The organism is Prauserella shujinwangii, assembly GCF_003001955.1.
Classification (GTDB): Bacteria; Actinomycetota; Actinomycetes; order Mycobacteriales; family Pseudonocardiaceae; genus Qaidamihabitans; species Qaidamihabitans shujinwangii.
Genome location: NZ_PVNH01000015.1, coordinates 15189 through 38725, shown reverse-complemented (window position 1 = coordinate 38725; position 23537 = coordinate 15189). Strand labels below are relative to the sequence as shown.

Here is a 23537-nt window from a genome sequence, read left to right as displayed (position 1 = left end):
GTGACGTGGAGTTCCAGCGGGTGTTCGAGCGGGTCTTCGCCTTCGAGATCGCGGTGGCATCCGTGGTGTTCGCCCTCGTCCTGCTCGGCGTCGTGCTCGCGATCTTTCTCAGCCGGAAACGCTCGGGGGACACGCGCCGACGGGACAGCAACAAGCCGCTGGAGATCGGGTACGCGGTACTGCTCGCCGGGGTGGCCGGGGTGATCGTGTACGTCACCGCGTCCGCGCACCAGGAGGTGCAGCACGGCACCACCGGCTACAGCGTCGCCGAGCAGCGGGGCGCGACGAAGGTCGACGTCACCGCGTTCCAGTGGTGCTGGGAGTTCCAGTACCCGGACACCGGGCGGTCCGTCACCGGAACGTGCCGGGACAAGAACTCCGGGCTGCCGACCCTGGTGGTGCCCACCGGGCAGCCGGTGGAGCTGCGCCTGCGGTCCAGCGACGTGGTCCACGCCCTGTGGATCCCGGACAAGGCCATCAAGATGGACGTCTACCCGCACCACACCAACACCCTCACCGTCGAGTTCGACGAGGAGGGCCGGTGGCTCGGCCGGTGTGCCGAGTTCTGCGGCCCCTACCACCCGTCCATGCACTTCTGGGTCCGGGCCGTCTCGCCGCAGGAGTTCCAGCAGTTCCAGCAACAGGGGACCGTGGCATGACGGCGGAGCTCGCCGTCGCCGAGGAGCGGGAGCTGCCCCGGGACCGATCACTGCGGTCGTGGCTCGGCACCACCGACCACAAGCGGATCGCGTTGCTGATCACCGCGGTCGCGCTGCTCCTGCTGTTCGTGGCCGGCGCGCTGGCGCTGACCATGCGCCTGCAGCTGGCACAGCCCGATCAGGAGTTCGTGACCAACGACGGCTACAACCAGCTGTTCACCATCCACGGCTCGGCGATGATCTACCTGGTCGTCACGCCGCTGGCGCTGGCGTACGGGCTCTACCTCGTGCCGTTGCAGGTGGGCGCGCCCAACGTCGCCGCGCCCCGGACGACGATGCTCGGGTTCTGGCTCTACCTGTTCGGTTCCGTCGCGATCTTCTCCGGTTTCCTCACGTCGGGCGGTGCCGCGAAGGAGGGCTGGACCGCCTACACCCCGCTGTCCACATCGGAGTACTCCCCGGGCATGGGCACCGATCTGTGGGTGCTGGGCACGTTCGTCACGACCGTCGGCATGATCCTGGTCGGCGGGACGGTGCTGTGGACGGCGCTGCTCAAGCGCGCCAGGGGCATGACGATGCTGCGGATGCCGGTGTTCAGCTGGTCGGTCGTGGCGACCAACCTCATGGTGATCGCCGCGTTTCCCTCCCTGCTGTTCGCGCTGGGCCTGATCGCGGTCGGCCGGATGACGCCCGGCCTGTTCGACAGCAACCTCTACAACATCGGCTACCAGCACCTGTTCTGGTTCTTCGCGCATCCGGTCGTGTACGTGATGTTCTTCCCGTTCGTGGGCGCGGTGGCCGAGGTGCTCGCCACGTTCGCGCAGCGCCGGTTCTTCGGCTACACGATCACGGTGCTGTCGCTGCTGGCCTTCGCCGGGCTGTCGATGAGCGTGTGGGGGCACCACATGTTCACCACCGGGCTGGTCTCGGACGACTACTACTCGCTCACGTCGATCCTGCTGATCGTGCCCGCGGGAATCGAGTACTTCGCGTTCCTCGGCACGATCATCGGCGCCCGGCTGAGATTCCAGCTGCCGATGCTGTTCGCGCTGGCGTTCATCCTGCAGTTCCTGGTCGGCGGCATCACCGGGATCATGGTCGCCAGCCCGGTGCTGGACTACCAGATGCACGACAGCTACTTCGTCGTCGGGCACTTCCACTACACGCTCGTCGCGGGCAGCCTGTTCGGGCTGTTCGCGGGGCTGTACTTCTGGTTCCCGAAGGCGACCGGGGTGATGCTGGGCAGGGGGCTGGGCCACGCCCACTTCTGGCTGATGATGGTCGGCACCAACGTGACGTTCCTGCCGATGTTCTGGCTCGGGATCGCCGGCATGCCGCGGCGCGTCGCGAGCTACCTGCCCACCGACGGATTCAGCACGTTCAACCTCATCGCCTCGATCGGAGCGGGCATCCTCGGGCTGGGCATGCTGGCGTTCGCGGTCAACGTCGTCCGGTCGCTGACGAAGCGCAAGGAGCGCGCCGCACCGGACAATCCGTGGCGGGCGCACACGCTGGAGTGGGCCACCTCGTCGCCGCCGCCTCCGCTGAACTTCGACGACAAGCACCCGATCCCGCCCATCCGCAGCTACGCCCCGCTGCTCGACCTGCGGAGGGAGCGGGAGCCGTGAAGCCCGCGCTCGTGGTGCTCGGCTGGGCGGGCTGGAACGCCGTGCTGATGCTGGTGATGATCCCGTACCGGGAGAACGCCCTGTTCATCGGCATGTACGCGCTCGCGGTCTCGGCGACCGCGGCCGCGGCGGGTGTCGTGTGGCTGTACCGCAGGAGCCGGCGGGCCGAGGGGCCGGTCCGGATGGCCGCCAACAGCCTGTCCGCCGGCTTCCTCGCGGTCGCGGTGATCCTCGCCGGATCGAGCGTGCTCTTCGGGCAGTGGCTGACCGGGATCGCCTTCTACTTCGCGGTGGCGGCGCTGCTGCACGTGCGCCGGGAGCGGGTGCCCGCCGGAGCGCTGCCCGGGCCCACCGCGGTGCCCACCGAGCCCGGGGTGCGCGACCAGCGCGGCGTCCTGCCGAAGGCGGCGAAGGCCGCCGCGACCGCCGGGCTGCTGACGCGGGCCCTGCGCACGCTGACCGGGCGGCGGAAGGGGGCCGGGCGGTGACCGCGGAGATGCTCCGGATGGCGGGGATGGGGCTGCTGACCTCGGTGGTGGCCCCGGCGCTGCTCCTGCTCACGGCCCGGCACCTGCCGTGGCACCGCGTCCCCGCGCCACCGCTGCTCGTCCTGACCGGGTTCGTCCTGCTGCACGGGCTGGTCGTGGTGGTCTCGGCCGGGCACCACCTTGCGGCCGGCGCCGATCTCGCGCTGCACGCCGGGCTGCTGCTGGCCGCGATGGTGTTCTGGCTGCCGGTCCTCGGCCCCGGCCGCAGGCTGCCGGACGCGCTGCGCAGCGTCTACCTGTTCGTCGCCGGGCCCGCCCTCGACCTCGCGGCCATCTACGTGATCATCATCGGCCACTCGGCCGCCGGTCTCGCCATGATCGTCGGGATGCTGCCGATCCCGCTCGCGGCCATCGGCATCACCTGGCGCTGGATCACGCGGGAGGAGCACGCATGGTCGGCGTGACGAGGTTCGCGGACGCCCTGGACGAGCGGTTCAAGGCCGCGAAAGGGGTGCGGCCGAGAGCCAACAAGGTGTTCCCCGAGCACTTCTCGTTCCTGTTCGGCGAGATCGCCCTGTACAGCCTGGTCGTGCTGGTGATCTCCGGCGCCTACCTGGCCCTGTTCTTCGACCCGTCCATGGCGGAGGTCACCTACCGTGGCGGCTACCTGCCGATGCACGAGGTCGAGATGTCGCGCGCCTACGAGACCGCGGTCCAGCTCTCCTTCGAGGTCCGGGGCGGCCTGCTGGTGCGGCAGATCCACCACTGGGCGGCGCTGGTCTTCATCGCCGCGATCCTCGTGCACCTGCTGCGGATCTTCTTCACCGGGGCCTTCCGCAAGCCACGCGAGGGCAACTGGCTGATCGGCCTGTTCCTGCTGCTCCTCGGGCTCGCGGAGGGCTACGTCGGCTACTCGCTGCCCGACGACCTGCTGTCCGGCCTCGGGGTGCGAATCATGTCCGGGATGGCGCTGTCCATCCCGGTGGTCGGCACATGGCTGCAGTGGATGGTCTTCGACGGGGAGTACATCGGCGACCTGATCATCCCGCGCTTCTTCACCCTGCACGTGTTCGTGATCCCCGCCCTGCTGCTCGCCCTCGTGGCCGTGCACCTGGCCGCGGTCTGGTACCAGGAGCACACGCAGTTTCCCGGCAAGCGCAAGACCGAGACCAACGAGGTCGGCACGCGCACGGTGCCCGCGTTCGCGATGAAGAGCACCGGGCTGGCCGCCGCCGTCACCGCCGTGCTGATCGGCATGGGCGGGTTGCTGCAGATCAACCCGATCTTCAACTACGGCCCGTACGAGGCCTCGCACAGCTCGCTCAACGCCCAGCCGGACTGGTACCTGCTGTGGGTCGAGGGCGCCATGCGCCTGTTCCCGTCGGCGGAACTCGTGCTCGGCGACTACCGCGTCCCCGCGGTGTTCTGGCCCGCGGTGGCGATGCCGTTCGGCGTGTTCGCGCTGCTGTTCGCCTACCCGTTCCTGGAACGGCGGGTCACGAGGGACAACGCGGCGCACAACCTGCTGCAGCGGCCGCGCGACAACCCGGGGCGGACCGGGTTCGGCATGATGCTGCTGAGCTTCTACACCCTGCTCACGGTGGCCGGCACCGACGACGTGATGGCGTTCATCTTCGACGTGCCGGTCGAGACCCTGGTGTGGACGTTCCGGATCGCCGTTCTCGCCGTGCCCCCGCTGGCGTTCGTGGTGACCTACCTGAGCTGCCAGCGCCTGCAGCGCGCCGACCGGGACGTGCTGCTGCGCGGAGCGCACACCGGCGTCCTCGAGCCGCGGCCCGGCGGCTACTACGTGGAGGTCCGGCAGCGGCTGCACACCGACGGTGACGAGCGCACCCGCCCCCGGTACACCGGGGCGCGGCTGCCGTCGCTGCCCGCCGAGCTGGACCGGCTGCCCGCGGACGAGCGGGAGGCGCCCGCCGGGCAGAATCAGCGGGGTGGTGGTGAGGCGTAGCGCCGGGATCCTGCTGTACCGGGGGGCCGGACCGGCACTGGAGGTGCTGCTCGGGCACATGGGCGGCCCGTTCTGGGCCCGGCGGGACGCGGGGGCGTGGACCGTGCCGAAGGGCGAGTACGGCGCGGACGAGGAGCCGCTCGCGGCCGCGCGCCGCGAGTTCACCGAGGAGCTGGGGCTGCCGGTGCCCGGCGGCGACCCGCTCGACCTGGGGGAGGTCCGGCAGTCCGGGGGCAAGACCGTGGCGGTGTGGGCGCTGGCGGGAGATCTCGACCCGGCGGAGGTCGTGCCGGGCACCTTCCGGATGGAGTGGCCCCGCGGGTCCGGCCGGATGGCGGAGTTCCCCGAGCTCGACCGGGTCGCGTGGTTCCCGCTGGCGGAAGCGAGGGAGCGCATCGTGACCGCCCAGCGGTCCTTCCTGGACCGGCTCGCGGGGCGGGTGGGCGCCGGGTGGTGACCGCGCGCACCGTCGCCGCATGAAACGGCCGTTGTGCGGGTATGTCGGGATCATGGCCTGCCCCGTTCCCGACCCGACAGCCACCGTGCGCCTCGGCTCCGGCCCCGTGCACGTCACGGGTGCCCCAGCCAGTGCGATCATCGATGTGGCGGGACAGTCCGTCGGCATCCTGTCCACGTATCCGGTCCGCGATGGAGTCGGGCTGCACAGCCTCGCGCGGCTGGTCGAGTTCCGGTGCGCCGAGTGCGGGTCCGACCAGGAGGCGGCGCTCGTCGCGATCCACCGGCGGCTGCCCGTCTGTCCCGGCTGCTCGTGGGAGCTCGGGAGCGCCGTCGGCGGCGTGCGCTCCCGGCAGCCGCTGTGGGTGCTGCCGGTGAGCCGCCGGAGCCGTCCGCTGCGGGCCCTCCACCCGCGGGCTCCGGCCGGCGACCCCCGCGCGGCCGTTCCGGCGGATTCGGGGCTTTAGGCCCTGTCCGCGGAGGCCGGGGGCCGGTCATGCTGTTCTCGTTCGCCGGCGGGGGAGCCGCGGGAGAACAGTGGGGGCGGAAGCGGTCGTGTCCGCCCTGGCGGTGCCGGTTCGGCGGCGGGGAATCCCGGGCCGGCCTCGGGTGCGCACTCCGGTCAGGGGCCGGAGGTGCGGGCCTGGCCGCTGACGGTGCGGGCAGCCGACGCAGGGTTCCGGTTGCCCGCACCAAGCGGCGGATGTCCCGCCTGCTCAGCGGCCGAGCACGGTCCGGATCGCGTCCCGGGCGCGGTCCATGATCGCGGCCGCCGGGCCGAGCACGAGGTTGGCGGCCTGGCTCTCGACACCCGGATGCGGCCGGGTGGGGGCGACCGCCTCGGCCGCGCGGGCGGCGGCGGCCATGTCGAACAGCCGCTCGGCGTCCACCTCCTGCTGCAGCAGCGGGAACTCCTCCCGCTCCTCGTGGGCCGCGTGCGCGAGGACGTCGTCGCGGAGCTGGGCCAGCAGGGTGTCGAAGCCCTCGGCGTCCGGGCCGATCTCCTGGAGGGTGGACAGCAGCTCCTTCGCGCTGTGTTCCTCCTTGAGCCGCGCCTCGACGATCGGCCGTCCCGCTCCGGACCGCAGCTCGCGTACCTGCGGGTGCACGATCTCCTCCTCGGCGGTCTCGTGCACCGACAGCAGGTGCACCAGGCGGTGGAACGTGTCGCGGCGGGCGTCGCCCTCCTCTCCGGGCAGCCGCCCGAACAGATCCCTGATCTCCTCGTGCTGCCTGCGCAGCAGCGAGATCACGTCCTCCCGGTCCTTGGTCTCCGGCACACCGAACCTCCTTCCGTTACCGGAGTGATACCCGGGGGCGCCCGAATCAACCCCCGGTGACCGCCGCCATCCGTATAACGTCCTATACGGCGCGGCGTGGGTGCCGCACCCGCTCACCACAGGTCCGCGAGCCCGCGCACGTAGCCGACCGGGTCCTCGAGCTGGGGATAGTGCCCGGCCTCCGGCAGGACGACCACGCCGGCCTCGGGACGCAGCTCGCGCAGGCCGTCGAGCACCGACGTCGTGGCGACCGGATCGCGCAGTCCCCACAGCAGGCCGAGCGGGCCGGGCCACTCCCGCACCGCCCCGTGCCAGCGGGGTGCGTAGCGGACCCGTTCCCCGAGGTAGCCGGCCAGCCGGTGGAGGACGCGGTGGCCGTCGCCCGCGGCCAGCAGCTGCCAGTGCCGGTCCGCGTCCGCCGGGTCGAGCGGATGCGCGGGGGAGTACACGGCGGCCAGCTGGCGGCGGAACACCCGGCGGTTGCCCAGCGCGGCGACGAGCGGGCCCGCGGGCGAGCGCAGGAGCCGCTGGACCGGGCGCAGGCTCGCCCGGTCCAGCAGCACGCTGCCGTTGGACAGGATCACCCGGTCGAGCCGGAAGTCCAGTGCGTGCTCGCAGTCGCGGGCCATCAGCTCGGTCGCGACCGACGTGCCCATGTCGTGGGCCACCACGGTGACAGAGCCGTCGAGGTACTCGCCCGCCACGTACTCGACGATGTTCGCCTGCTCGAACAGCGTGTAGCGGTGCCGCCTCGGCTTCGCCGAGAGACCGAAGCCGAGGAAGTCGAGGGTGACGACCGTCCGGTCGCCGAGCAGCGGGAGCACGGCGTGCCAGTCGTAGGAGCTGGTGGGGTAGCCGTGCAGGAGCAGCAACGCGGGGTCCGTGCCCGCCCCGCGCCGGTGCCGCGTGAACACCGTTCCCCAGGGTGTCTCCAGGGTGGTGCCGCTCGCCCGCCATGCGCGCAGCTCGTCGTCCCGCAGCTCGGCCTCCATGGAGGACGGATGCTACTCAGGCGGCGGCGACCGACACCGTCTTTCCGCTGAGCGAGTCGTCCCCGGCTGTTCCGGCCGCACCGACTCCACTTCGGACACCACGGAATCGCCCGCACGCCCGCACACCCGCACGGTCGCCGACGGTGACCGCACGGTGCCGAACGGTCGCGGGGTCACGCACCGGGTTCCGACACGCCCGGTGTGCGTCCGTGAGGCCGGTCTCAGTCCGTCCGGATCAGTGGAGCGTGGCAAACGGAGTAATCCGGCCAGGGTTGATCGCAGAGTGTCACGAGCAGGTCTCGATTGATCGATCCGCGTGGCTCGATTGCCCGGCCTCGGTCGAAAAACGGACCACGGAGCGAGTAGGTTCCTGGGGAACGACGAAAGGGCGTGTTCGACTGGTCCCTGGCCGTCGTGCTGACCGTGGTGCGATGGGCACGCTGCGTGAGGGCGCGTGCCGGGGCCGTCCCGTTCCCTTTGCCCCGAGTGAAAGGTGATCGTGGCCGCGATACGGACGGAAGGGCTCTACAAGGTCTTTGGCCGGCGAGCGAACGAGGCGCTGAACCGGCTGCGGGACGGCGCCGCGCGGGAGGACGTGGTGCGTCTCGGAGTGACGCCGGCCGTCATCGACGCGACCTTCGAGGTGAGACCGGGCGAGATCTTCGTGGTGATGGGACTGTCCGGCTCGGGCAAGTCCACCCTCATCCGCATGCTCAACGGGCTGCTGCCCGCCACCGCGGGGCACGTCTACGTCGGTGGCGACGATGTGGCCGCGCTGGACGCGGCCGCACTGCGCGCGCTGCGCCGGGACCAGATGAGCATGGTGTTCCAGCATTTCGCGCTCCTGCCTCATCGGACAGTGCTCGAGAACGCGGCGTACCCGCTGAAGGTGCGCGGTGTGGAGAAGGGCGAGCGCGCCGAACGGGCCCGCGCCGCCCTGGAGATGGTCGGGCTCGACGGCTGGGAGGACCGGCTGCCCAGCCAGCTCTCCGGCGGGATGCGGCAGCGGGTCGGGCTGGCCCGCGCGCTCGCCGCGGAGACCGACATCATGCTGATGGACGAGGCGTTCTCCGCACTCGACCCCCTGATCCGTCGGGAGATGCAGGATCAGCTGCTGGAGCTGCAGCAACGGCTCGGCAAGACCATCGTATTCATCACGCACGACCTGAACGAGGCGATGCGGCTCGGCGACCGGATCGCGATGATGCGCGCGGGGCGGATCGTGCAGATCGACACCGCCGAAGGCATCCTGCGCGCACCGGCCAACGACTACGTCGCCCAGTTCGTCCAGGACGTGGACCGGGCCCGCGTGCTCACCGCGGCGACGGTCATGGAGCCCGCCGCGGGCGGGAGCCCGGAGGCGGGTCAGCCGACCGTGGCGCCCGGCACCCTCCTCGCGGACGTCTTCGGGCCCGCGCTGGGCAGCGCGCTGCCGGTCGCCGTGGTGGATGACGGCCGGATGGTCGGGGTGATCCACCGCGAGTCGCTGCTCGCCGCGATGACGGCCGACGGGGCCGCGAACGGAGTCCGGGCCGGAGAGGGGGAGGTCAGCCGTGGCTGAATGGCGCATTCCGCTCGGGGACTGGGTCGACGAGTTCGTCGCCTGGTTGCTCGACACGTTCCAGCCGGTGTTCGACGTGCTGCGGGACTTCCTGCGGTGGTCGTTCGACGAGCTGGCGGATCTGCTGGTGCTCCCGCCGTCGTGGGCCATGGTCGCGTTGCTCGGCGCGCTCGCGTGGCTCGCGCGCGGCTGGCGGCTCGGCGTCGGCGGTGCGGCCTCACTGGCCCTGATCGTGCTGATCGACCAGTGGGAGAACGCGATGCAGACGCTCGCGCTGGTGATCATCACGGTGCTCGTCGCGGTGATACTGGCCATCCCCATCGGCATTCTCGCGGCCAGGTCCCGGCTGGTCAGCAACATCGTGCGGCCGGTGCTCGACTTCATGCAGACGATGCCGCCGCTGGTCTACCTGATCCCCGGGGTGGTGCTCATCGGCGTGGGGCCACAGGCGGGCATGGTCGCCACCGTCGTGTTCGCGATGCCCCCGGGCATCCGGCTGACCGAGCTCGGCATCCGGCAGGTGGACGCGGAGGTGGTCGAGGCCGGGCACGCCTTCGGCAGCACGCCGCGCAGCATCCTGCGCGACATCCAGCTCCCGCTCGCGCTGCAGACCATCATGGCGGGCGTCAACCAGGTCATCATGCTGTCGCTGTCGATGGTCGTGCTCGCCGGGTTCGTCGGCGCGCCGGGCCTGGGACAGCAGGTGATCTCGTCCATCTCGCAGCTAGACGTCGGCCTCGGTGTCGAGGCCGGACTGTCCGTGGTGATCCTCGCGATCTACCTGGACAGGGTGACCGCGGCACTCGGGTCGCGGTCGGCGGTCGCGCGCCTGGAGAAGGTCGCGTGAACGCCACTATCGAAAGTCACCGACGCGGGTGTCGCGCAGTCCCGTCTCGGACGCCCAAGGAGAGATGACATGCGAATCAGCAAGTTCGGAAGGTCCGCGCGCCTGATCGCCGGAGCCGCCGCCAGCGCACTGGTGCTCGCGGCCTGCGGCGGCGGTGGCGACGCGGGTGACGACGGCGGCCAGGGCCAGGGTGGCGGCGAGAGCCCGCTGCAGGGCAAGGACGTCACGATCGGCGTGTTCAGCGGCTGGGAAGAGGGCATCGCGGCCTCGTACCTGTGGGGTCACATCCTCGAGGACGCGGGTGCCAACGTCAGCTACGAGACGGCCGACCCCGGCCCCGTCTACGCCGGGGTGGCGCAGGGCCAGTTCGACGTGTCGTTCGACGCGTGGCTGCCCGCCACGCACGAGGACTACTGGGCCGAGCACAAGGACAGCATCGAGGACCTCGGCGTCTGGTACGACAACGCGCCGCTGACCATCGCGGTCAACGAGGACGCCCCGATCCAGTCGCTGGAGGAGCTCGGCGAGCACGCCGACGAGTTCGGCGGCCAGATCGTCGGCATCGAGCCGGGCGCCGGCCTCACCCGGATCACCAAGGAACAGGTGATCCCGCAGTACGGGCTGGACAACATGAAGCTCGTCGAGTCGTCCACCCCGGCCATGCTGGCCGAGCTGCAGGGTGCGATCGACCGCGGCGAGAACGTCGTGGTCACGCTGTGGCGGCCGCACTGGGCCTACGACGCGTTCCCCATCCGGGACCTGGAGGACCCGAAGAACGCGCTCGGTGACCCGGAGGAGATCCACGCCTTCGCGCGGCAGGGCTTCTCGGAGGACTTCCCCGAGGCCGCCCAGTGGATCAAGAACTTCACGATGACCGACGAGCAGCTGAGCTCGCTCGAGAAGATCATGTTCTTCGAGAACGACGGCGAGAAGAACGCCGAGTCGGTCGAGCAGTGGCTGCAGGACAACCCCGACTTCATCGACTCGGTCAAGTCGGGCCAGCAGTAACTCCCGGCCCGGCCGGTCTCACAGGTCGGTGGCGATGGCGCGCGCCGTGTCCAGCACGGCGCGCGCCACGCCGGCCTCGGCCAGCTCGGTGAGCGCGACCACGCCGACACTGGCCGCCACTCCCGCCGCGGGCAGCGGGGCGGCGAGCCCCCAGGCGCCCGGTTCGAGCTCGCCCGACGTGACCGCGTAGCCGCGGGCCCTGGCCCGGGTGACCGCCGCCCGTTCACCGGCTACCGGGGGACGGGCCGCGAGGATGGCGAGCCCGGCCGCGCTCACCGTGAGCGCGTGCCGCACGCCCACCCGGTAGCCCACGTGCAACCGGGCGTGCCGGGGTTCCACCGCGCAGGCGTTGACCGCCTCGTCCCCCTCGGCCAGGGTGAGGAAGGCGGTGGCCCCCACCTTCTCGGCGAGCGCGCCGAGCCGCGGCTCGGCCGCCGCGCGGAGGTCGGCACGCACGCCGCCGGCCAGGGCCAGCAGGCCCGCGCCCAGCCGGTACCGCCCGCCCTCGCCCTGCATGACCAGCCCGTGCGCGCGCAGCGTCCCGAGCAGCCGGTAGACGACCGTGCGGTGCAGGTCCAGCCGTTCCGCCACCGCGTGCACCCCGAGTCCGTCCGGGTGGGCGCGCAGCAGCTCCAGCACCCGCAGCCCCCTGCCGAGCGTCTGCGAGTACGCCGTGCCCGTGGTGTTGACACCCGGTGTGGGCTGTTTCACCATCACCTCACGTGTGCGAAAAAAGCACTGGAAGAGCGAATATAGCACTAGGAGGTCCGGTGGCCGAGGAAGTCCTGCGGGTCGGCGACGGCGAGCATCCCGTGCTTGCCCTGCACGGGTGGTTCGGCTCCGGGGCGGCGTGGCGGCCGCTGTGGCCCCACCTCGACGGCGACCGGTTCAGCTACGTCTTCCCGGACTACCGCGGCTATGGCGCCCGGCGGGACGAGCCGGGCGAGCACACGATCGCGGAGGCCGCGGCCGACGTGCTGGCGCTCGCCGACCGGCTGGGCTTCGACCGCTTCTCCCTGGTGGGGCACTCGATGGGCGGCAGCGTGATGCAGCGGGTGCTCGCCGACGCCCCGGACCGGGTGCGGGCCCTGGTCGGTGTCTCCCCGGTCCCGGCGAGCGGCGTGCCGTTCGACGACGACGGCTGGGCCCTGTTCGCCGGCGCCGCCGAGGACCCCGGCAACCGCAGGGCGATCATCGACCTCACGACCGGCAACCGCCTCTCCGGCGTCTGGCTCGACGCGATGGTGCGGCACTCGCTGGAGAACTCCGACCGGAGGGCGTTCGCCGAGTACCTGCCCGCCTGGGCGCGCACCGACTTCCACGCCGAGATCGAGGGGAGTCCCGTGCCGGTGAAGGTGATCGCGGGCGAGCACGACCCGGCCCTGGGGGCGGAGACCCTGCGCGCCACGTTCGCCGCGTGGTATCCGAACTGCGAGGTCGAGGTGTTCGGCAACGCGGGACACTACGCGATGGACGAGACACCGGTGGCACTCGCGACGGCCGTCGAGGGCTTCCTCGGGGCGCACTGATGACCGCGCCGCCCGACGTGCCGGACGTCTTCGACCCGAGGGTGTTCGCCCAGGGCATCCCGCACGAGGCGTTCCGGCGGCTGCGCGACACCGCCCCGGTCGCGTGGCAGGAGGAACACGAGGTCCTCGACTGGCCCGCGGGTCCCGGCTACTGGGCCGTCACGCGGTACGAGGACGTCCGGCACGTCCTGCGCGCTCCCGAGGTGTACTCGTCGTGGCTCGGCGCCACCCAGATCCGCGATCCCGAGCCCGGCGACCTGGACTTCATCCGGCGCATGATCCTCAACATGGACCCGCCGGAGCACCAGCGGCTGCGCAGGCTGGTGTCCGCGGTGTTCACCCGGCGCAGGCTGGAACGCTCGGCGGAACGGATCGCGCGCCGGGCGCGGGCGCTGCTGGACGCCGTCGCGCCACGCGGCGAGTGTGACCTGCCGGTGGAGGTCACCGACGACTTCCCGCTGGCCAACCTCGCCGACCTGATCGGCGTGCCCGCCGAGGACCGGCAGCTGCTGCTGCACTGGACCAACCGCGTCATCGGCTACCAGGACCCCGAGCACGCCGAGGTGGTGCGCGGCCCCGACGGCAAGCCCGTCAACCCGCGTTCGCCCGCGATGCTGCGCGACATGTTCGACTACGCGCAGCGGCTCGCCGCTCGCAAGCGGGCGGAGCCAGGGGACGACCTGATGACCGCGCTCGTCCAGGCCGAAGTGGACGGTCGTTCGCTGGACGAGGCCGAGCTCGAGATGTTCTTCTTCCTCATGGTGATCGCGGGCAACGACACGGTGCGCAGCGCGCTGCCCGGGGGCGTGCTCGCGCTCGCCGAGCATCCGGGGGAGTACCGCAGGCTGCGCGCCGACCGGTCGCTGCTGCCCGCCGCCGTCGAGGAGATGCTGCGCTGGCACCCGCCCGTGCTGAGCTTCCGCCGCACCGCGACGCGGGACGTCGAACTGCGCGGACAGCGCATCCGGCGCGGCGACAAGGTGGTGGTCTACCACGTGTCGGCGCACTACGACGAGCGCGCCTTCCCCGAACCGCACCGGTTCGACCTCACCCGCACGCCCAACGACCACCTCGCCTTCGGTCAGGGCCCGCACCTGTGCCTCGGCGCCCAGTTCGCCCGGATGCAGCTGCGGATCTTCTTCACCGAGTTGCTCGACCGGCTGCCCGAGGTCCGGCTCGCCGCACCTCCCACCCGGCTCACGTCCAACTTCATCAACGGCATCACCCACCTGCCGCTGTCCTGGGACCGCCAGAGAGTCCACTGAGGACACCCTCGCGAGTCCCCCGCTCAGGTGCGCGAGTGCCGCGCTCACGGCGGCGAAGTCCCCGTTCCGGGTGCGAGCGGCGCGGCGCGCGTGCCGGGCGCGTCGTTTCCCCGCTCGGCACGGCATCCGGGCGTGGAGCCGGAGCGCGTGTCCGCTACTGTCGGCGTCCCATGGAGGTGACCGATTCGCGGCTGAAGACCGACGTGCTCCGCCGCATGCACGCCGACGCCGCGCGCGAGGACGGGTTGCGCAGGCTCGTCCGCCGGGTCGCCCGCGAGGTGAACGGCCGGGCCGCGGTCCTCGACGGCGGCGGGTCCCCCGTCTACGCGCATCCCCGCCTGCCGGCCGACGTGCTCCCGGCCGCCGCCGCGGACATCGAGCGGATCCGTACGGGCCGGGTCCGCTCGGCGACCGTCCGGCACGGTGGGTCGACGGTGTCCGCGATGTCGATCAGCGACGGCCCCGGAGGCCCGGTGCTGCTCGTGATGGCCGGTGCGGACGACCTCGCGGCCGCGTCCGGCGTCGTCGCCGACGCAGCCCGGCTGCTCGCCCTGCGGTGGGCGGTGGACGCCGCGCGGCGCGACCGGGCGCGCGTCGACCGGGCGGACGTGGCCGTGCGGGAGGCGGTGCTGCACCTGCTCATGCTGGGGGAGCGGGACGCCGCGAACCGGGTCGCCGCCGCGCTCGGTCCGCGCCTGCCCGCGACGTTGCGGGTGTTCGTCGCCGAGAGTGCCGCGGCCGCGCGGGAACGGCTCGCCACCGGCATCGCGGAGCTGACGGCGGGGACGGCGTGGATCGTGCGCTGTCCCGTCTACCCGGGGCACGTCATCGCGCTCGTGCCGGAGCCCGCCGCGGACAGGGCGGGGGAGGCGTTGCGCGAGCTCGCCGACGGCGGCGGGTCGCGGATCGGCGCGAGCGGACCCGTGGTGCTGCGGAACGTGCGGTACGGCTACGAGCAGGCCTTCCACGCGCTGGCGCACGCGCGCGGCGGCCCGGCGCGGTACGCCGAGTTCAGCCCGGCCGACGACCTCGCGACGGTCCTCGGCCCGGCCGCGCACGCGTGGGCCGCCGCGCAGCTGGCGCCGTTGCGGCAGCATGTGCCCGCGCGGCCGAAGGAGCCCACCGCCGCGGAGCTGGAGGTCACGCTGGACTCGTGGCTGAGCTTCCACCGGCGGGCCGCGGCACAGCTGAAGATCCACCGCAACACCTTGTCGTCGCGCCTGGGACGGGTCGCGCGCATCCTGGGACGGGACGTGCACGACCTGGCGACGCAGGCGGCGCTGCATCTTGCGCTGCGCCTGTCGGCGGACGCGACGGGGGAGGAACGCGCCGGCCGCGCGGAGCTGGACGCGTTGCTCGGCACCCCGGCCGCGGCCGAGTGGTCGGCGCGGCAGCTCGCGCCGCTGGTCGAGGACGGGCCGCGCACGCTGGGGACCGTGCGCACCTGGCTCGCGCACAACACCCGGCTGGACGCGGCTGCCGCCGAGCTCGGGGTGTCGGTGCCCGCGGTGCGCAAACGGCTCGTGCGCGCGGAGACGCTGCTGCGCCGCTCGCTGCTGCACGGGCCGTCCGTGCGGTACGACCTGTACTTCGCGCTGCGGGTGCGGGACGGGGCACCCGATCCCGGCCCACCCGGGCAGTGAACGGGCAGGCCGGGATCGTCAGCGCCTGGCCCAGCCGACCGGCGAACATGCTCACCCCCAAGAACAGCACGTGCACAGGTTCGCCGGGCAGGGCGCAGTGGATCTCCCTCGCGCCTCACTCTGGCAGGAGCCGCCACCCCGCACCAGGTTCCGATACGCACAACGTGCCGGGGCGCCGGTAACGATCCGCTGCGCGATCGTGTAACGCGGTGCCCCCGCCCCGCATGGGACGGCGGGCGTGTGCCGGGCAGCGTGGCCGAGGCGAAGGGTGCGGTGTGACGCCGTGGGTGTCCTGGCCGGGCGGGTGGCGAGGTCAGGTCGAGGCGGCACTGCTGGACGCGGTGCTGGCGCGATCATCGGGAACCGGCGGCGTCTTCCCGGCGGTACGGCGACGGCGGTGACCGTAGCGGCGAACGCGCTGCTCGCGGCGGGTGTCCGGCACGCGGCGGACGTGGATCCGCGTTCTGGAACGGCGGACTCGCGGATCCGTGGGATCCTGGCGGGGGAGGTGAGTGCCATGGCGCGGCACCGGGTGCTCCTGGTCCGGGAGTGGGACCAGCAGATGGGAGGTTCCGGCTGTTGCGGCAGGCTCAGCGCGGACGCCGTGGGCGCGCTGCACGACACCGGCGACGACCCGTACGCCCACGCGCGGCCGGAGATGGAGCGGATGGGCGCCGTCTACCGCGCGCTGCGCGAGCGGTTCGGCCCGGAGGAGGTGGAGCTGACGGTCGTCGATCCCCGCAACACCGCCTGGGTGCTGCCCGCCGTCTGGCGGGACGCGCGGCGGCGCGGGCTTTCGCTGCGGGAGTCCGTACGCCAGCTCAACGCCGCGACCGCCGCCTGCACCGTGGTCTGCGACGGGGTGGCGCTGGTCTCCGATCCCGATCCGGCCACCGCCGTGGCGGCGGTGGCCGCGGACCTGGCCGCTCGGTGACCTTCCGGCGGCGATCGCGACGTCGCCACGCCCAGACAGGTGTATAACGACCTATACGTCTCGGCATGAGACAGCCCTACGGCCGGGTCAGTCCAGGTCCCGTGCCCGCAGTAACCACCCGGCGAGGAGGGCGAAGCCCGCCAGGTAACCGGCGACGACGAGCGCGGCCTGCCCGGCGCCGACGAGCGGCGCCACACCGGGGGTGCCGGTGGGCGCGCCGAGCGCGGCCACGAGCGAACCCGCGTTGGCGCCGGGCAGGCCCTTCTGGAGTGCGGCGACCCAGTCCAGCAGCGGAGCCGCGATGGCGGCCAGCAGGTTCTGCACCGCGAGCAGCCACACCAGGCCCAGGCCGACCGGCAACGCCACCGAGCGCAGGGCCACCGCCAGGAGGACCCCGAGCGTGCCCCACATCGTGGTGACCAGCCAGCCCGCGCCCGCCCCGCGCAGGACCGCGGTGCCCGACGGCCAGCCGCCAGGCTGGTCCTCCAGCGCGGCGATCACCGCGCTCGCGGCCGCGCTGACCGCGAGCAGCGCCAGCACCAGCAGCAGCGCGCCGACCGCCACCGTGACGAGCTTCGCGGTGTAGACGGTGGCCCGCGACGGCTGCTGGACGAGGACGGTCTTCCACGTCGCGTAGCCGTACTCGCCGCCCGCCACGAGAACCCCGAAGATCAGCGCGAGCGCGCCGACGAAGACGGGCGTGCCCGCGATCGCGTTGCCCGCGAACTGGGCGGGCAGCATCTCCGCGAGCCCCCGGCCCGCGCCGGGCGCCCCGGACGCGGCGCCGCGGTAGCCCGCGTACGGCACCGCGTGCGCGAAGGTGGCGCTGAGCACCACGCCGATGGCCAGCAGGAGCCAGCTCGCCGGCCGGTAGGCCTGCTTCGCGAGCTCCGCGCGCACGTCACGCCACATCCGGGTCACCTCCGGTCAGTTCGAGGAACCTCCGCTCCAGGTCCGGCTCGCTCCAGCACAGCTCGTGCACGTCGACACCGGCCCGTACCAGCTCGGCGTTGACCCGGGGAGCCTGGTCGCGCTCGACGTCGACGAGCAGCGCGCCACCGTCGTCGGCGCGGACCCGCTCCGCGCCGAGCAGCGCGACGACCCGGTCCCTGGCCCGGTCTTCCGGGCCGGCCACCACCCGGAGGGCACCGCCGGTCCGTAGCTCCTCCACAGTGGATTCGGCGACCAGCCTGCCACCGTGCAGCACGCCCACCCGGTCACAGATCTGCTCGACCTCGGCGAGCAGGTGGCTCGACAGCAGGACGGTGCAGCCCCCATCGGCGAGGGCCCGGATCGTCCGGCGCATCTCGGCCATGCCCGCCGGGTCCAGGCCGTTGGTCGGTTCGTCGAGGACGAGCAGCCGGGGCTCCTTGAGCAGGGCGGCGGCGAGCCCGAGGCGTTGCTTCATACCGAGCGAGTAACCGGAGTACCGGTCGCCCGCGCGGCCGGTCAGGCCCACGCGAGCCAGCGCGGTACCGGCCCGGGAACGGGGCACCCCCGCGTGGTCGGCGAGCACGGCGAGGTTGCGGCGGCCCGAGAGATACGGGTAGAAGGCCGGGCCCTCGACAAGCGCGCCGACGTGCCGCAGGCTGCCGGGTCCCGGTGGCGCCCCGAACAGCCGGACGCCGCCGGAGGTGGGCCGGATGAGGCCGAGCAGCATGCGCAGGGTGGTCGTCTTGCCCGCGCCGTTGGGCCCGAGGAAGCCATACACCTCTCCGGGCCGCACGGTGAGATCGAGGTCCCGGACCGCGACCGTGCCTCCGTAGCGCTTGCCGAGCCCGTGGGTCTCGACGGGATTCGTCGTCATGCCCCCATCGTGGGCGCCCGGCCTGCCGGTCCGCGTCGGTTCGCCGACGGCATTCGCGCGTACGCCGGTGTGCGTAGGCCGTCCGGTCAGCGCATGTGGGAGAAGTAGACGGTGCCCGACCGGGGCGAACCGAGCTGCAGGAGCACCTCGCCCTCCGCGGGGCCGGTGAAGGCGACCGCGAACGTGACGGACTGCCCCGGCGGCAGCTCCGGCGGAGACGGCGTGGGCAGGCCCGCGTCCCGGGCGGCGGGTGTGCTGCCCACGGTGGCGCGGATGTCGAGCAGCGCGAGGGGGAACGCCTCGCCGGACCTGTTCGCGATGGTCACGTCGTAGGCGAGCGCCCCGGTGGGCAGGGTGCGCGGGTTGGCGACGGTCAGGTCGAGGGACGCACCGCGGTGGGTGTCACCGAGGACATACGTGGTGGGCACGGTGCCCACCGCGCTCTCCGCCGGAACCTCGCGGGAGTTGATGCGGTCGAGTGCGCGGTCGACGGCGTCGAAGCCGGACAGCTGCACCGCGACGGTGAGCACGACCCCGGTCACGCCGGACGCCGTGCCGATCGCGGCGAGCGCCCTGCGCCCACCGAACAGGGCGACGGCCCCGGCGAGGATTCCCGCCACCGCCGCGAGGACGGTGATCCGGTTGACCGAGTGGACTGCCGAGCCGGCGAGGCCGACGACGCCGAGCAGTACCGCGGCGCGGGCGAGCCCGCCGAACCTGGGCGGGGCGACGGTGCGAGCGGGCGGGGGTACCGCGGTGGGGACGGACACGGGCGGGCCTTTCGGGAGCGGCGGGAATCGCGGGGGCGATGCCCTCACCATCGCCCGCACCGCCGCGCCGTTACCGCGGTTGCCCTTCCGGGTGAGCCGGGGGAAACGGGTCGGTGTCGAGCCGGGAGTACAGATACAGGTCGCGCCGCTCGCCGCCGATCTCGCGCCAACGGCGCAGCAGCCCCTCCCGGACGAACCCGGCGCGCTCGCCGGTGCGGATCGACGCTCGGTTCCACGGTTCGATGTGGAGCTCGAGACGCGGCAGGCCGAGTTCGGTCAGTGTCCAGTCCGCCACGGTGCGCAGGAGCTCGGCGGCGGCGCCCCGGCCGCGACCGCCCGCGAGCAGCCAGTAGCCGAGCGAGGCGCGGCCCTGGTCCGCGTCCCGCAGCGACACGCTGACGTGGCCGATGGCGCGGCCGGGGCCCCATTCCGCGGCGGCGAAGGAGTACCCGGAGCCTTCCGCGGCCCGCCGCCACTGGCGCTCGACGAACGCCCGGCATTCCTCGTCGTCGCCGTTGCCCGGCACGGTCGTGATGAGCGGGATGTAGGGGTCGCGCCCTGCCTCGCGGACGGTGGGCACGTCGGCGTAGGTCCATTCACGGAGCACGAACCGGGCGGAGGTGAGCCGGGGGACGCGCGGGGCGATGGTCATCGGCCCATGATGCCGGGCGGGTCGCGTGCGCCGCCCTCAGCCGGCGGGCGGGTCGTCCCGGTCGCCGTCCTCGCCGGGCGGCGTGCGCCGGGGATCGTCCTCCGGTTCGTCGCCCTCGGCGCCGAAACCGGGTGCGGTGTCGGGCGCGCCGCGGCCGGGGTCGGCCGCCGGGATCGGGTCGCGGTCGGGGTGCAGGTTCGGTTCGAACGGTTCGGAGGTCGTCATGGTCGCCGGGTACCCGGAGTGCCCGCTGCCTATCCCGGCCGGGTGGGCACCCACCGGGCGCCGTCGGGCAGGCCGAGCCCCTGCGCGGCGGCCTGGCCGAGCAGCGTCATGAGCGCGCGGGCGGTGCGGGAGAGCGGGCGCCTCGGGTCGTGGACGAGCCGGATGTCCCGTTCCACGGCCGGTTCCGCCGCCGGACGTGAGCGCAGGCCGGCGAAGCCCATCATCGGCAGCACGAGAGCGGGCACCATGGACACACCGAGCCCGGCCGCGGTCAGCCCGGCGACGGCGCCGACGTTGCGGGCCTCCGTCACGGGCCCGAGCTCGACCCCCTGCTCGGTCAGCGCACGTTCCACTGAGGACCGGATGCTGGTGTTGTGGTCGAACGCCACGAACGGTTCGCCGCGGAGATCGCGCCATCGAACCCGCTCCCGGCGCGCGAACCGGTGCTCCGGTGGGAACACGCAGACGAAGGCGTCGACCGCGACCGGTTCGGCGCGCAGGGCGCGCGGCACCGTGTGCGCGACGGTCACGGCCATGTCGACCACACCGGAACGCACGTGGTCTAGCACCTCGGCGGACAGTCCGTCGTGGACGGTGATCGAGACATCCGGCCGGTCGCGGCGGAACGCGGCGAGTGCGGGCGGGAGCATGCTCGCCGCGAGCGAGGGCAACGCCGCGACGGACACCGAACCCCTCGTGCCCGCCAGGTAGCCGTGGAAGTGGTTGAGGGCGGCGTCGAACTCGCCGAGCAGCCGCCGCGCGATGGCGAGGAACTCCGCGCCGTCCGGTGTCGGCCGCACCTGCCGGGTGGTGCGCTCGAACAGCTGGACGCCAACGCGGCGTTCGACGTCGAGCACGGCCCGGCTCAGCGACGACTGCGCGAGGTGGAGGTCGCGTGCGGCCGCCGTGTACCCGCCCGCGTCGGCGACCGCGACCACGACCCGGAGCTGGCGGATCGACAGATCTATGCTCATGACGCATCAATCTATGTCCGATCAATGTTGGACGCCATGGCCGGGGGCCAGCACACTTCCACGCACGGCGCGAGCCGTTTCCTGTCGTCTCGTGAGAGGTCCCGGACAATGTTGTCGCTCATGGGGTTTCTGACCGTCGGTGCGATCCTGGTACTGCTGCTGACGAACCGGGTGGCCGCCGTGGTCGCGCTCGCGGGCGTCCCGGTGGTCACCGGCCTCGTCGCCGGGTTCGCCCCCGCGGAGATCGGCGAGTTCGTCGAGTCGGGGATCGGCGACGTCGCCGGGGTCACCGCGATGTTCGTCTTCGCCATCGTCTACTTCGGAGTGATGCGGGACGCGGGCATGTTCGATCCGGTCATCGAGCGGATCGTCGGTTTCGCGGGCAGCGCACCCGCCACGGTGTGCGTGGCCACCACGGCGCTGGCGGCCGCCGCCCACCTCGACGGGGCGGGGGCGACGACGTTCCTGATCACGATCCCGGCGATGCTGCCCGTCTTCGACCGGCTCGGCATGCGCAGGCTCGTGCTGGCCACCTGTGTCGGGCTGGGTGCGGGCGTGATGAACCTGCTGCCGTGGGGAGGGCCCACCGCCAGGGCCGCCACGACCACCGGCGTTCCGGTGAACGATCTGTGGGTGCCGTTGATCCCGGCGCAGGTGGCCGGGATCGTGGCCGCGCTGGCGATCGCGTGGTTCCTGGGCCGCAGGGAGAGCCGCCGGATCGGCCACCCCGTCGCCGCGCGCGACGGGGTGGCCGTGGGCGCCGGTGGTGACGGCACCGTGCCGACCGGTGGTGCCGGGGTGCCCGGCGGTGCGGCGGGCCCGCCCGCGGCCGGTGCGGACGGGCCCGCGGACGCTGCCGAGGAGGAGCTGCGCAGGCCGCGCCTGCTCTGGTTCAACGTCGTGCTCACCGGCGCCGTGGTCGCCGGCCTGGTGGCCGCCGTGGCGCCCCCGGAGCTGTTGTTCCTCGCCGCCGTGGTGGTGGCGCTGGTCGTGAACTACCCGGGGCTGAAGCGGCAGACGGCGCGGATCGAGGCGCACGCGCGGGGCGCCATGCTGATGGCGACCACGTTGCTGGCGGCGGGTGTCTTCCTGGGGATTCTCGAGGGCACCGGCATGATCGAGGCGATGGCGCGGAGCGCGGCGGCGCTGGTCCCCGGGGGCGCCGCGCCCGCGTTGCCGGTGCTGGCTGGACTGGTCGCGGTGCCGCTGAGCCTGCTGTTCGGTCCGGACGCGTACTACTTCGGAGTGCTCCCGGTACTCATCGGCGTGGGCGAGCAGTTCGGCGTCAGCGGGGTCGCGATCGCCCAGGCGTCCCTCCTCGGCGAGGAGACGGTCGGGTTCCCGATCAGCCCGCTGACCGGGTCGTTCTTCCTGCTGGTCGGGCTCAGCGGGGTCGAGATCGGCAGGCACATCCGGCACCTGCTCGGCTGGGCGTGGCTCACCGGTGTGGTGATGCTGGCGGTCGCGCTGGCCACCGGTGCGGTTCCGCTGTGGGCGGCATGAGCGCCCGCACGGTGCGGCTCGGTGCCGGAGCGGGGTTCGCGGGGGACCGGCTGGATCCGGCCGTGGACCTGGCCCGCCGGGGGGAGCTCGACTACCTCGTGTTCGAGTGTCTCGGGGAGCGGACGGTGGCGGCCGGGCAGACCCGGCGGCTGCGGGACCCGCGACAGGGGCACGACCCGCTGTGGGGTACCCGGCTGCGCGCGGTGCTGCCGCACTGTGCCCGCTCCGGCACGGTGGTGGTCACCAACGCGGGCGCCGCCAACCCGGAGGCGGCGGGTGCGCTCGCGGTCCGCGTCGCGGACGAGGTCGGTGCGGCGGCCACACGGGTGGCCGTGGTCACCGGGGACGACGCGCTCGCCGCGGTCCGCGAGCGCGACCCGGTGGTGTGGGAGACCGGGCTGCGGGTTTCCGCGTGCCCGGAGGAGCTGATCTCGGCCAACGCCTACCTCGGCGCCGAACCCGTCGTGGAGGCGCTGGACCTCGGCGCGGACGTGGTCGTCACCGGGCGGGTGGCCGACCCGTCGCTGTACGTCGGCCCGCTGTGGCACCGGTTCGGGTGGAGTGCTCGCGACGTCGACGTGCTCGGGCGGGCGACGCTGGTCGGGCACCTGCTGGAGTGCGCGGGCCAGCTGACCGGGGGGTACTTCGCCGACCCCGGCACGAAGCCGGTGCCCGGGCTGGCGTGGCTCGGCTTCCCGTTCGCGGACGTCGACGTCGGGGCGGAGGCGGTGCTGCGCAAGCTCGCCGGGACTGGCGGTGTGCTCGACACCAGGACCTGCGCCGAGCAGTTGCTGTACGAACTGGACGACCCAGCCGGCTATGTCACCCCGGACGTGGTCGCCGACTTCACCGGTGTGGAGTTCGACCAGCTCGGTCCCGACACGGTCCGCGCGCGGGGAGCGCGCGGGCGGGCCCGCCCCGGCGAGCTGAAGGTGACGCTCGGGTTCCGGGGCGGCTGGCTGGGGGAGGGGGAGATCGGCTACGCGGGGCCGCGTTGCCTCGACCGGGCACGGCTGGCCGCGGACGTGGTCCGGGAGCGCCTGGTGGGTGTCCACGGACTGGCGGAGGAGGCGGTCGACGTCGAGTACGTCGGCGCGGCCGGTGCGTTCCGCGGGCTGTGTCCGGTGCCGGACCCGGCGGAGGTGCGGCTGCGGGTGACCGCGCGGGCCGCCTCGGCCGAGGCCGCCCGCGCGGTCGGCTGGGAGGTGGAGTCGTTGTACACCAACGGTCCCGCCGGAGGCGGTGGTGCCCGGACCGACGCACGGGAGTTCGTCAGCGTGCGGTCGTGCGTGCTGCCGCGGGAGGAGGTCCGCGGCGCGGTGCGGGTGCTGGGGCGGTGAGCTC

The 23537-nt window shown here is 73.0% G+C and carries 25 protein-coding genes; 16 read left to right on the top strand and 9 right to left on the bottom strand.

What is annotated here, in order from left to right; genetic code table 11:
* Positions 1-5 precede the first annotated feature (5 nt).
* From B0I33_RS29005 to B0I33_RS28975, 7 genes are read left to right on the top strand one after another with little or no spacing between them, the layout of a single operon-like run.
* A complete protein-coding gene (locus B0I33_RS29005; protein WP_106182526.1) occupies positions 6-659 on the top strand; it encodes a cytochrome c oxidase subunit II in 654 nt (217 codons plus the stop codon).
* On the top strand, positions 656-2287 hold the full coding sequence (locus B0I33_RS29000; RefSeq protein ID WP_106182442.1) for a cytochrome c oxidase subunit I: 1632 nt from the start codon (positions 656-658) through the stop codon (positions 2285-2287). The genes B0I33_RS29005 and B0I33_RS29000 overlap by 4 nt, the downstream gene beginning before the upstream one ends.
* Complete coding sequence (locus B0I33_RS28995) at positions 2284-2775, top strand: hypothetical protein (RefSeq protein WP_106182440.1); 492 nt, start codon at positions 2284-2286, stop codon at positions 2773-2775. Before B0I33_RS29000 ends, B0I33_RS28995 begins: the two co-directional genes overlap by 4 nt.
* On the top strand, positions 2772-3239 hold the full coding sequence (locus tag B0I33_RS30125; protein WP_245901176.1) for a hypothetical protein: 468 nt from the start codon (positions 2772-2774) through the stop codon (positions 3237-3239). Before B0I33_RS28995 ends, B0I33_RS30125 begins: the two co-directional genes overlap by 4 nt.
* Positions 3227-4747: a cytochrome bc1 complex cytochrome b subunit gene (gene qcrB / locus B0I33_RS28985; protein WP_106182438.1), complete on the top strand. Its 1521-nt coding sequence runs from the start codon at positions 3227-3229 to the stop codon at positions 4745-4747. Before B0I33_RS30125 ends, qcrB begins: the two co-directional genes overlap by 13 nt.
* Complete coding sequence (locus tag B0I33_RS28980; RefSeq protein WP_425440531.1) at positions 4734-5204, top strand: NUDIX hydrolase; 471 nt, start codon at positions 4734-4736, stop codon at positions 5202-5204. Before qcrB ends, B0I33_RS28980 begins: the two co-directional genes overlap by 14 nt.
* Positions 5205-5223: 19 nt before the next feature.
* The gene (locus B0I33_RS28975; protein WP_146147578.1) at positions 5224-5670 is read left to right on the top strand and encodes a hypothetical protein; all 447 of its coding nucleotides are present in this window, start codon (positions 5224-5226) and stop codon (positions 5668-5670) included.
* A 249-nt stretch (positions 5671-5919) separates the two neighbouring features.
* Here B0I33_RS28975 and B0I33_RS28970 read toward each other — a convergent pair whose 3' ends face one another.
* Both B0I33_RS28970 and B0I33_RS28965 read right to left on the bottom strand, forming a co-directional pair.
* Positions 5920-6483 (bottom strand): hemerythrin domain-containing protein, encoded by a 564-nt coding sequence (locus B0I33_RS28970; protein WP_106182432.1) that lies wholly within the window; start codon positions 6481-6483, stop codon positions 5920-5922.
* A gap of 113 nt (positions 6484-6596) precedes the next feature.
* Positions 6597-7475, bottom strand: coding sequence for an alpha/beta fold hydrolase (locus B0I33_RS28965; RefSeq protein ID WP_106182430.1), 879 nt, complete (start codon positions 7473-7475; stop codon positions 6597-6599).
* Between the two features lie 493 nt (positions 7476-7968).
* Between B0I33_RS28965 and B0I33_RS28960 the strand changes: the two genes are divergently transcribed.
* The 3 genes from B0I33_RS28960 (at position 7969) to B0I33_RS28950 (ending at position 10891) form a co-directional block, all read left to right on the top strand.
* Positions 7969-9036, top strand: coding sequence for a quaternary amine ABC transporter ATP-binding protein (locus B0I33_RS28960; protein ID WP_219927284.1), 1068 nt, complete (start codon positions 7969-7971; stop codon positions 9034-9036).
* Positions 9029-9883: an ABC transporter permease gene (locus B0I33_RS28955; protein WP_106182429.1), complete on the top strand. Its 855-nt coding sequence runs from the start codon at positions 9029-9031 to the stop codon at positions 9881-9883. The genes B0I33_RS28960 and B0I33_RS28955 overlap by 8 nt, the downstream gene beginning before the upstream one ends.
* Before the next feature lie 69 nt (positions 9884-9952).
* Positions 9953-10891 (top strand): glycine betaine ABC transporter substrate-binding protein, encoded by a 939-nt coding sequence (locus B0I33_RS28950; RefSeq protein ID WP_106182427.1) that lies wholly within the window; start codon positions 9953-9955, stop codon positions 10889-10891.
* Between the two features lie 18 nt (positions 10892-10909).
* On the opposite strand, the gene B0I33_RS28945 is transcribed toward B0I33_RS28950, so the two are convergent.
* The gene (locus B0I33_RS28945) at positions 10910-11605 is read right to left on the bottom strand and encodes an IclR family transcriptional regulator (RefSeq protein ID WP_106182425.1); all 696 of its coding nucleotides are present in this window, start codon (positions 11603-11605) and stop codon (positions 10910-10912) included.
* A 56-nt stretch (positions 11606-11661) separates the two neighbouring features.
* Here B0I33_RS28945 and B0I33_RS28940 point away from each other — a divergent pair, with 56 nt between their 5' ends.
* From B0I33_RS28940 to B0I33_RS28925, 4 genes are all read left to right on the top strand, one after another.
* Complete coding sequence (locus B0I33_RS28940; protein WP_106182423.1) at positions 11662-12420, top strand: alpha/beta fold hydrolase; 759 nt, start codon at positions 11662-11664, stop codon at positions 12418-12420.
* Positions 12420-13685, top strand: coding sequence for a cytochrome P450 (locus B0I33_RS28935; RefSeq protein ID WP_106182422.1), 1266 nt, complete (start codon positions 12420-12422; stop codon positions 13683-13685). The genes B0I33_RS28940 and B0I33_RS28935 overlap by 1 nt, the downstream gene beginning before the upstream one ends.
* A 170-nt stretch (positions 13686-13855) precedes the next feature.
* A complete protein-coding gene (locus tag B0I33_RS28930) occupies positions 13856-15328 on the top strand; it encodes a helix-turn-helix domain-containing protein (RefSeq protein ID WP_106182420.1) in 1473 nt (490 codons plus the stop codon).
* Positions 15329-15725: 397 nt separating this feature from the next.
* Entirely contained in the window at positions 15726-16262 is a 537-nt protein-coding gene (locus tag B0I33_RS28925; RefSeq protein WP_245901174.1) for a hypothetical protein, read from the top strand.
* A gap of 87 nt (positions 16263-16349) precedes the next feature.
* On the opposite strand, the gene B0I33_RS28920 is transcribed toward B0I33_RS28925, so the two are convergent.
* From B0I33_RS28920 to B0I33_RS28895, 6 genes are all read right to left on the bottom strand, one after another.
* Positions 16350-17174, bottom strand: coding sequence for an ABC transporter permease subunit (locus tag B0I33_RS28920; protein WP_106182418.1), 825 nt, complete (start codon positions 17172-17174; stop codon positions 16350-16352).
* Complete coding sequence (locus B0I33_RS28915) at positions 17164-18069, bottom strand: ABC transporter ATP-binding protein (RefSeq protein ID WP_106182416.1); 906 nt, start codon at positions 18067-18069, stop codon at positions 17164-17166. The genes B0I33_RS28920 and B0I33_RS28915 overlap by 11 nt, the downstream gene beginning before the upstream one ends.
* Before the next feature lie 86 nt (positions 18070-18155).
* Positions 18156-18839, bottom strand: coding sequence for a hypothetical protein (locus B0I33_RS28910; RefSeq protein WP_106182415.1), 684 nt, complete (start codon positions 18837-18839; stop codon positions 18156-18158).
* Between the two features lie 70 nt (positions 18840-18909).
* A complete protein-coding gene (locus tag B0I33_RS28905) occupies positions 18910-19491 on the bottom strand; it encodes a GNAT family N-acetyltransferase (RefSeq protein ID WP_219927283.1) in 582 nt (193 codons plus the stop codon).
* 36 nt (positions 19492-19527) lie between these two features.
* On the bottom strand, positions 19528-19716 hold the full coding sequence (locus B0I33_RS28900; protein ID WP_106182413.1) for a hypothetical protein: 189 nt from the start codon (positions 19714-19716) through the stop codon (positions 19528-19530).
* Positions 19717-19745: 29 nt separating this feature from the next.
* A complete protein-coding gene (locus tag B0I33_RS28895) occupies positions 19746-20690 on the bottom strand; it encodes a LysR family transcriptional regulator (RefSeq protein WP_106182411.1) in 945 nt (314 codons plus the stop codon).
* A gap of 120 nt (positions 20691-20810) precedes the next feature.
* Here B0I33_RS28895 and B0I33_RS28890 point away from each other — a divergent pair, with 120 nt between their 5' ends.
* Both B0I33_RS28890 and B0I33_RS28885 read left to right on the top strand, forming a co-directional pair.
* Positions 20811-22193: a CitMHS family transporter gene (locus tag B0I33_RS28890; protein WP_245901173.1), complete on the top strand. Its 1383-nt coding sequence runs from the start codon at positions 20811-20813 to the stop codon at positions 22191-22193.
* Positions 22190-23533: an acyclic terpene utilization AtuA family protein gene (locus B0I33_RS28885; RefSeq protein ID WP_106182518.1), complete on the top strand. Its 1344-nt coding sequence runs from the start codon at positions 22190-22192 to the stop codon at positions 23531-23533. Before B0I33_RS28890 ends, B0I33_RS28885 begins: the two co-directional genes overlap by 4 nt.
* The last annotated feature ends 4 nt before the right edge of the window (positions 23534-23537 follow it).

Bases quoted from the DNA above. Each gene is read 5' to 3' on its own strand.
- B0I33_RS28905 (WP_219927283.1), bottom strand. From the start codon at position 19,491: ATGACCATCGCCCCGCGCGTCCCCCGGCTCACCTCCGCCCGGTTCGTG.
- B0I33_RS28965 (WP_106182430.1), bottom strand. From the start codon at position 7,475: ATGGAGGCCGAGCTGCGGGACGACGAGCTGCGCGCATGGCGGGCGAGC.
- B0I33_RS28945 (WP_106182425.1), bottom strand. From the start codon at position 11,605: ATGGTGAAACAGCCCACACCGGGTGTCAACACCACGGGCACGGCGTAC.
- B0I33_RS28885 (WP_106182518.1), top strand. From the start codon at position 22,190: ATGAGCGCCCGCACGGTGCGGCTCGGTGCCGGAGCGGGGTTCGCGGGG.
- B0I33_RS28900 (WP_106182413.1), bottom strand. From the start codon at position 19,716: ATGACGACCTCCGAACCGTTCGAACCGAACCTGCACCCCGACCGCGAC.
- B0I33_RS28895 (WP_106182411.1), bottom strand. From the start codon at position 20,690: ATGAGCATAGATCTGTCGATCCGCCAGCTCCGGGTCGTGGTCGCGGTC.
- B0I33_RS28975 (WP_146147578.1), top strand. From the start codon at position 5,224: ATGAAACGGCCGTTGTGCGGGTATGTCGGGATCATGGCCTGCCCCGTT.
- B0I33_RS28890 (WP_245901173.1), top strand. From the start codon at position 20,811: ATGGGGTTTCTGACCGTCGGTGCGATCCTGGTACTGCTGCTGACGAAC.
- B0I33_RS28935 (WP_106182422.1), top strand. From the start codon at position 12,420: ATGACCGCGCCGCCCGACGTGCCGGACGTCTTCGACCCGAGGGTGTTC.
- B0I33_RS28915 (WP_106182416.1), bottom strand. From the start codon at position 18,069: ATGACGACGAATCCCGTCGAGACCCACGGGCTCGGCAAGCGCTACGGA.
- B0I33_RS28930 (WP_106182420.1), top strand. From the start codon at position 13,856: ATGGAGGTGACCGATTCGCGGCTGAAGACCGACGTGCTCCGCCGCATG.
- qcrB (WP_106182438.1), top strand. From the start codon at position 3,227: ATGGTCGGCGTGACGAGGTTCGCGGACGCCCTGGACGAGCGGTTCAAG.
- B0I33_RS28950 (WP_106182427.1), top strand. From the start codon at position 9,953: ATGCGAATCAGCAAGTTCGGAAGGTCCGCGCGCCTGATCGCCGGAGCC.
- B0I33_RS29000 (WP_106182442.1), top strand. From the start codon at position 656: ATGACGGCGGAGCTCGCCGTCGCCGAGGAGCGGGAGCTGCCCCGGGAC.
- B0I33_RS28920 (WP_106182418.1), bottom strand. From the start codon at position 17,174: ATGTGGCGTGACGTGCGCGCGGAGCTCGCGAAGCAGGCCTACCGGCCG.